The sequence below is a fragment of the Streptomyces sp. NRRL S-87 genome (assembly GCF_000719335.1).
In the GTDB taxonomy this organism is placed as follows: Bacteria; Actinomycetota; Actinomycetes; order Streptomycetales; family Streptomycetaceae; genus Streptomyces.
On record NZ_JOGB01000108.1, the window covers coordinates 1 to 7,412 of the forward strand.

6 protein-coding genes and 1 pseudogene are annotated in these 7,412 nt (G+C 71.3%); 4 read left to right on the forward strand and 3 right to left on the reverse strand.

What is annotated here, in order from left to right:
- The 3 genes from dnaK to IF43_RS0134850 form a co-directional block, all read right to left on the reverse strand.
- Nucleotides 1–1,153 (reverse strand): molecular chaperone DnaK (dnaK, locus tag IF43_RS0134840; protein WP_030210691.1); only part of this gene is annotated, 1,153 nt, incomplete at its 3' end.
- Between the two features lie 215 nt (nucleotides 1,154–1,368).
- The gene (locus IF43_RS0134845; protein WP_030210694.1) at nucleotides 1,369–2,565 is read right to left on the reverse strand and encodes an amidohydrolase; all 1,197 of its coding nucleotides are present in this window, start codon (nucleotides 2,563–2,565) and stop codon (nucleotides 1,369–1,371) included.
- A gap of 333 nt (nucleotides 2,566–2,898) precedes the next feature.
- Entirely contained in the window at nucleotides 2,899–3,393 is a 495-nt protein-coding gene (locus IF43_RS0134850; protein WP_234332645.1) for a Chromate resistance protein ChrB, read from the reverse strand.
- 214 nt (nucleotides 3,394–3,607) lie between these two features.
- Here IF43_RS0134850 and chrA point away from each other — a divergent pair, with 214 nt between their 5' ends.
- The 4 genes and pseudogenes from chrA to IF43_RS37335 all read left to right on the forward strand — a co-directional run.
- Nucleotides 3,608–5,020, forward strand: coding sequence for a chromate efflux transporter (gene chrA, locus IF43_RS0134855; protein ID WP_030210698.1), 1,413 nt, complete (start codon nucleotides 3,608–3,610; stop codon nucleotides 5,018–5,020).
- A gap of 262 nt (nucleotides 5,021–5,282) precedes the next feature.
- Nucleotides 5,283–6,173 (forward strand): SDR family NAD(P)-dependent oxidoreductase, encoded by an 891-nt coding sequence (locus IF43_RS0134860; RefSeq protein WP_030210700.1) that lies wholly within the window; start codon nucleotides 5,283–5,285, stop codon nucleotides 6,171–6,173.
- Between the two features lie 74 nt (nucleotides 6,174–6,247).
- The gene (locus tag IF43_RS0134865) at nucleotides 6,248–6,865 is read left to right on the forward strand and encodes a TetR/AcrR family transcriptional regulator (RefSeq protein ID WP_037891388.1); all 618 of its coding nucleotides are present in this window, start codon (nucleotides 6,248–6,250) and stop codon (nucleotides 6,863–6,865) included.
- A gap of 191 nt (nucleotides 6,866–7,056) precedes the next feature.
- Nucleotides 7,057–7,412: pseudogene (locus IF43_RS37335) on the forward strand (Hsp20/alpha crystallin family protein); the annotation flags it as partial.

Below are 7,412 nucleotides of genomic sequence, written 5' to 3' on the forward strand. Positions count from 1 at the left end.
TCATGATGCCGCCCTTGGTCTCGATGCCGAGGGACAGCGGGGTCACGTCGAGGAGCAGGACGTCCTTGACCTCGCCCTTGAGGACACCGGCCTGGAGGGCGGCGCCCACGGCGACGACCTCGTCCGGGTTCACACCCTTGTGCGGCTCCTTGCCGGTGAGCTTCTTCACCAGGTCGGTGACGGCGGGCATCCGGGTGGAGCCGCCGACGAGGATGACGTGGTCGATGTCCGAGACCTCGATCTTGGCATCCTTGACGGCCTGGTGGAACGGGCCTTCGCAGCGTTCCAGCAGGTCGGAGGTCAACTGCTGGAACTGGGCGCGGGTGAGCTTCTCGTCGAGGTGCAGCGGGCCTTCGGCCGAGGCCGTGATGTAGGGCAGGTTGATCGTGGTCTCCGTTGCGGCGGACAGCTCGATCTTCGCCTTCTCCGCGACCTCGCGCAGGCGCTGCGCGGCCATCTTGTCCTTGGACAGATCGATGCCGTAGCCGTTCCTGAACTGCTGGACGAGGTGGTCGACGATGCGCTGGTCCCAGTCGTCGCCGCCCAGGTGGGTGTCGCCGGAGGTCGCCTTCACCTCCACGACGCCCTCGCCGATGTCCAGGAGCGACACGTCGAAGGTGCCGCCACCGAGGTCGAACACGAGCACCGTCTGGTCGCTCTCCTTGTCCAGGCCGTAGGCGAGAGCGGCCGCGGTCGGCTCGTTGATGATCCGCGCCACCTTCAGGCCCGCGATCTCGCCGGCCTCCTTGGTCGCCGTGCGCTGCGCATCGTTGAAGTACGCGGGCACGGTGATCACCGCCTCGGTGACGTCCTCGCCGAGGTACGCCTCGGCGTCCCGCTTCAGCTTCTGCAGCACCCGGGCGGAGATCTCCTGTGCGGTGTACCGCCTCCCGTCCACGTCCCCCTTCTCCGGGAAGCGCCACGCGGTGTCGCCCATGTGCCGCTTCACCGAGCGGGCGGTGCGGTCCACGTTGGTGACTGCCTGGCGCTTGGCGATCTCACCGACCAGCACCTCGCCGCTCTTGCCGAAAGCCACGACCGAAGGCGTGGTCCGGGTCCCTTCCGTGTTCGTGACGACAGCCGGCTCACCGGCCTCCAGGACGCAGACCACCGAGTTCGTCGTTCCCAGATCAATACCGACTGCGCGAGCCATTCCCGGCCTCCTCACGTGCCGCTAGCATCCGCAATAAAACGTCCTATATCGACACATAAAACTTGAGTCCCCATATGTCAAGTAATTTTCGGGTGGGCCTCGCGGGCGGCAGGGACGGAAGTACCGCTCCTCGGTCCCGGCGTGGACGGTGAGCTCCTCGATCACCTCCCGCAGTGGTCGCAGTGGTCCAGGATGCGGGGCCCGGCCCTCGACCTTCACGGGTCCGCCGCGGCCTTCTCCCGCAGCGCTGCCCAGGCCCGGGCGCTCACGGCGCGGCGCAGCAGCACTTCCGCCGCCGTGCAGGCGAGCGCTTCCGCTGCGGCGAGCATGACGCGGCGCCCCCGCTGTGATGCGGCCGCCGCGGCGAACGCGGGTGTGTGGTCCGAGCCGTCGGCGGCGTCCATGATGGCGAGGAACGGATGGATGGTCGGCAGGCGTGTGCTCACGTTGCCGATGTCGGACGACCCCAGGTACACGCCCGCCTCCGGTTCCGTCAGGTGGATCCCGGCCCGCGCCAGGTGCCCGGCGAACCGTGCGGAGAGTACGGGGTTGTCACGGAAGTGCTCGTAGCGCCTGCCCACCCGTTCCACGGCCACGGCGGCCCCGGTGGCTGCCGCCGTCCCCTCGGCGCACCGCTGCAGCTCGCCCGCGAGCGCCTCGAGCGCGGTCGTGGTCGCGCCGCGGAGCCCGAACAACCCCTCGGCGTAGGCAGGCACGATGTTCGTGGCCCGCCCGCCGTCGGTGATGACGCCCTGGACGTGGGACCCGGGCGGAAGCCGACGGTGTACCACCCCCAGCGAGTTGAAGAGCTGGATCAAGCTGCCCAGTGCGTCGATGCCCTCGGTCGGGCTGCCGGTCGGGTGCGCGGCGCGGCCGTGGAACCCCACCTGGACCTGCACGCTGGCCGTCAGCGGTGCCCACGACCAGCTGTGGACGCCGGGATGCACCATCAGGGCCGCGTCCACGCCGTCGAACACCCCGGCTTCCACCAGTGTCACCTTGCCCCCGCCGCGCTCCTCCGCGGGCGTGCCCACGGCCAGCAGCGAGCCCTGGAAGTCGCCGAGAGCGGCCCGCAGGGCGAGGGCCGCTCCCAGGCCCGCAGCGGCGATCAGATTGTGCCCGCACGCGTGGCCGAGCCCGGGCAGCGCGTCGTACTCCATGAGCAGCGCCACCCTCGGCCCGGCGCCGCTCCCGGTGGACGCGGCGAACGCGGTGGGTAGTCCCGCGGTCCCGCGGCCGATCCGGAAGCCCTCCCGCGCCAGCTCCGCGGTGAGCAGTGCGGCCGCCTGGTGCTCTTCGTATGCCGGCTCGGGATCGCGGTGCAGGGCCAGCGCGGTGTCCCACAGACGGTCGGCGCGGACCGCGACCTCTTGCCGGACCCGGTCGAACACCGCCTCCAGGCCGGCGTCCACGTGAGGGGCGGCAGGGGGCAGGGAGTCCGGACGGTCCACGGGGTCGGCGGTGTCGGACACGGAAGGCCTCCCTGCGCGTGTGCGGTGCTGGTCCCCCCGTGCGTGTCCGGCAGTGCAGTGGCCCTTGACCGCCGCCCCCTCCGGGCAGGAGGTCCGGCTCGCCGCCACTCCCCGCGGCGCGATCTTGGCGGCCGTCTGCCGCCTGCCCGCGTATGTGCAAGGAATCGGCTACCCGCCTTCCGGCCGACCACGCCCCAGCCGACGGCCTGCACCCGCGCGGTCAGGCACGCGCAGGCTGCGCGGTCGATGTGGATGCCGGCGCGGGGGCCCACTTCACGGGGTGCTCTCTTCCGGGGTGTTGGCTGGGTGCAGGGCGTCGACGGCTCGTTCTGCGGTGTGCCGGTCGGGTGGGGGGAAGTAGTCGCGGCGCTGGATGCGCCGCAGTTCGGCGCGCAGCCTGGTCATCGTGCGCCGCCTTCCGGCCTCGTCCCCTTCGCGGGCCGTTTTTTCGGCCTCGGCACGCACCTGCCGGTACTCGGCGGCGCGGGCCTGCCTCATGGCGTCGATGAGCTCCTGCTCGTCGCCGGCGGCTGCCGGACGGGCGATCCATGCCGTGGCGGTGCCGCCGGAGTCGGTGACTTCCTCGGCGATCCGCTCCAACTGCTCACGGGTACGGGCGTCCGAGGGCAAGGCGATGAGGCCGTCGCTGATCTGCGCGACACCCATCCGCTTGAGCTTGCGCCACACGGAGATCCGCGGGGTGGAGGGCTCCCGGGGCAGGCGGTAGGAGAGCAGCACCCACTGCCGCTCGATGTCCGGGCCGCTCACGCGGGGCACCCCGTCCGGCTTGCCGAACCGGCATCCGAAGGGTGCAACGAGTTGTTCATGTCCGTCCCCGAGACTTCCTCTACCGACGCCCCAGCAGGTGATGCAACCATGGTTACACAACGGTGGGCGGGAGGGGAAAGGTCGTCGCGCGCCCCCCAGCCGTCTGGACCCCGGCCGTCTCGTACGGCCTTGATCAAGACAAGAGGGAGTACCGGTGACCGCCACCGAACAGTCACCCGGCCTCCGGGCCGGAGCCGCCGCCGGCACCACCGCCGGCAGAGACGTGATCCCGCTGCGGCAGGCGACCCGGGCATGGTTCGCGATCTCCTGGCAGACCTTCGGCGGGCCGGCCGGTCAGATCGCGGTGATGCAGCGGGCGCTGGTGGAGGACAAGCGCTGGATCGGCCAGCAGCGGTTCAACCACGCCTTGAGCTACTGCATGCTCCTGCCGGGCCCGGAGGCCCAGCAGTTGGCGATCTACACCGGCTGGCTCCTCAACGGCACCCGCGGCGGCCTGATCGCCGGCAGTCTGTTCGTCCTGCCCGGCGTCCTCACCCTGCTTGCCCTGTCCGTCCTGTACGTGGCCTTCGGATCGACGGCGGCCGTCACCGGCGTGTTCGCGGGCCTGGCCCCCGCGGTCGTGGCGATCGTCGGCCAGGCCGTTTCCCGGGTCGCCCAGCGCTCGCTGACCCACCCGCTGCTGATCGCCCTGGCGGCCACGTCGTTCGCGGCCCTGGCCCTGTTCTCCGTACCGTTCCCCGCGGTCATCGCCGCAGCCGCCCTCGCCGGCTGGCTCATCGCCCGCTACAAGCCCGACGCGCTCAAGCCCCCAGGCGGACACGGGGCCGACGACGGACCGGCCCCCCTGATTCCCGACGACGCACTCCACCACGAGCAGCCCAGCCGCCGCCGCACCTGGCGCATCCTTGCGATCGGCCTGCTGCTGTGGACCGTACCGGTGGCCGCCGTCGCCGTACTGACCGGCACGGGCAGCGTGTTCACCACCCAGGGCGTGTTCTTCTCCGGCACCGCACTGGTCACCTTCGGCGGCGCGTACGCGGTTCTGGCCTACGTCGCCCAGCAGGCCGTGCAGACCTACGGCTGGCTGAGCGCGAAGGACATGGTGAGCGGCCTGGCCCTGGCCGAGACCACCCCCGGCCCTCTGATCATGGTGGTCCAGTTCGTCGCCTTCCTCGGCGCCTACCACAACCCCGGCAGCCTCGACCCGTGGGCCGCGGCCCTGCTCGGAGCCCTGTTGACCACCTGGGTCACGTTCGTGCCCTGCTTCCTGTTCATCTTCCTCGGCGCCCCCTACATCGAACGCCTGCGCGGAAACCGCCGCATCTCCGCAGCCCTCACCGGCATCACCGCCGCCGTCGTCGGCGTCATCGCCAACCTCGCCCTCTACTTCGCCGAACACGCCCTCTTCACAGACGTCGACGACAAGAACCTCGGACCGCTCACCCTCGCCCTGCCCGACCTGACCACCCTGCGCCCCACAGCTCTCGTGATCACCGTGATCGCGGCGCTGCTGATCTTCAAGCTGCGGTGGAGCGTCCTGCGCACCCTCGGCGTCTGCGCGGTCCTCGGCCTGGGCGCCGCCCTGGTGGGGCTGCCCGGCCTCTGACCCGCCGACGAGATGGCGTGGCCGCCCTGCGCTTCGGCCTGGCCGGTGGTGGGAAGCGCGAAGAGGAGGCTGCTGCCGTCGTGGCAGCGGCGGCCGCCCGGCGATCAGCTCGCGGTCCGGAAGGTCGGGACGGCTCGACGGCCAGGGCGCCCCCGTGCCGCGCACCGCTACCGGTAAACGGATGGTGCATCCGTTTGTGCTACCGTCCCACCAAGCGGATGAACTATCCGGATGTCTGCTCGGGTGGAGGAGCGAGGAGCGCATGGGGAAGACAGCTGTCGTGACGGCCGGAACGTCCGGCATCGGCTTGGAGACGGCGGTGGGGCTGGCCGCTGCCGGGTTCTCGGTGACCGTGGTCGGGCGCAACGCAGAGCGCGGCGCCCGAGCGGTCGAACGCATCAACGCGGAGAACCCGGCCCGCCAGGCCCGGTTCCTGCCGGCCGACCTCGCCTCGCTGGAGGAGGTGCGCGCGCTCGCCGACCGAATCGCCGCCGACCGCGCGGCCGCGGGTGAACCGCTGACGGTGCTGGTCAACAACGTCGGGGCCATGTTCCCGGTCCGCCAGGCCGTGGACGGGATCGAGGCGTCGTTCGTCGTCAACCACCTTTCGCCGTACCTGCTGACGGAACTCCTGCTGCCCACGCTGACGGCCGGGGCGCCGAGCAGGATCGTGAACGTCACCTCGGGCGCGGTCACCGTCGCCAAGCGCGTGTTCGACGCCGTGGAGCCGCCCGGCGGCTACTACGGCTTCCACTGGTACGGCCGTGCCAAGCTCGCGAACCTCGCCTACACCCTGCACCTGGCCAAGCGGCTGGACGGCACCGGCGTCTCGGTCTTCGCAGCCGACCCCGGGGGAGCGGCGACCGACATGACCAACGGCACGATGACCGACCCCAAGATCGTCTCACCCGCCCTGCGCCTCCTGTGGCCGCTGGTGCGTCGCACGTTCGCCCGCTCCACCTCGGGCCCGGCGTCCGTGGCCGCCCGGCCCTCGATCACCGCTGCCACGGACGACACCCTCACGGGCCGCACCGGCACCGTCATCGGCGCCCAGGCGCGCCCCGTCACGCCGTTCCGCACGGCGGCCGACACCCGGGTCGCCGAAGCCGTCCGACGGCTCAGCGAACGCCACGCACCTCTCACGACCACTTGACCCTCTGGCGGTCCGGCGGCACGGGCGCGGGCGGGCTGCCATTCCGGATGGGCCATCCGATTAGGATGCCCGTCATGACGACAGCCCTGCGCAAGGACGCGGCCCGCAACTGGGACCGGATCGTCGCCGTCGCCCGCGACCTGGTCGACCAGGGGGTCCCGCTGCAGCTCAACGACGTCGCGCGCCGCGCCGGCCTGGGAGTGGGCACCGTCTACCGGCACTTCGCCTCCCCCGAGGCGCTGCTGGAGACCGTCGCCACCCCCTGCCTGGAGGCCCTCGCCGCGCACGGTGAGCAGGCGCTGGCCGACACCGACCCGTGGCGCGCGTTCGAGGGCTTCCTGCTGCGTGTCGTCGAAGCACAGGTCACCGACGCCTCCCTCGCGCCGGTGACCGCCGCCGAAGCGGACTCACTTCCGAGGACCTCGGAACTCAAGGAGTCGCTCCGGTCGGCCGGCGGTACGCTCTTGGACCGGGCCCGCGCGGCCGGAGCGGTCCGTCCCGACGTCGTCGCCGGCGATCTCGTTCCGCTCATGTGCGGCATCGCCCACGCCGTCGACGTCCGGGGCCGCACGTCCGCCGACCGGATCGACACCGCCCGCCGCTACCTGAGCACACTGCTCGGCGGCCTGCGTGCCACCGGCGAACGCGTGCCGTGCCCGACCGCCGGACGCGGCGACCTCCCCAGCCACTGACGACCGGCTTATTGGGTCGGCGAGGCGGGGTTTCCGGGGCGGGGACGGGGCCGCGGAGCGGCGGCAGCTGCGGATCGCCAGCTCTGTCGTCTCTTCGATACCAGCAAGACTTGTCATCGTTTGGATGACATGTTACAACGGTGGTACCTGAAGCGCACTGGCACCCATTGCAGAGACGTCAGGAGGTTCCCATGCTGATGCGCACCGATCCGTTCCGTGAGCTCGACCGTCTGACCCAGCAGCTGATGGGTCCGGGTACGTGGTCGAAGCCGTCCCTGATGCCGATGGACGCCTACCGTGACGGCGAGGAGTACGTGATCGCCCTGGACGTCCCGGGCGTGAGCAAGGATGCGATCGAGATCGACGTCGAGCGGAACATGCTGACGGTCAAGGCCGAACGCCGGCCGGCCGCCCGCTCCGAGCAGGCCCAGATGGAGCTCTCCGAGCGGCCGAGCACATCACCGCCGACTACGAGGCGGGGGTACTGACCCTGCGCATCCCGATCGCCGAGCGCGCCAAGCCGCGCAAGATCGCCATCGGCGACGGC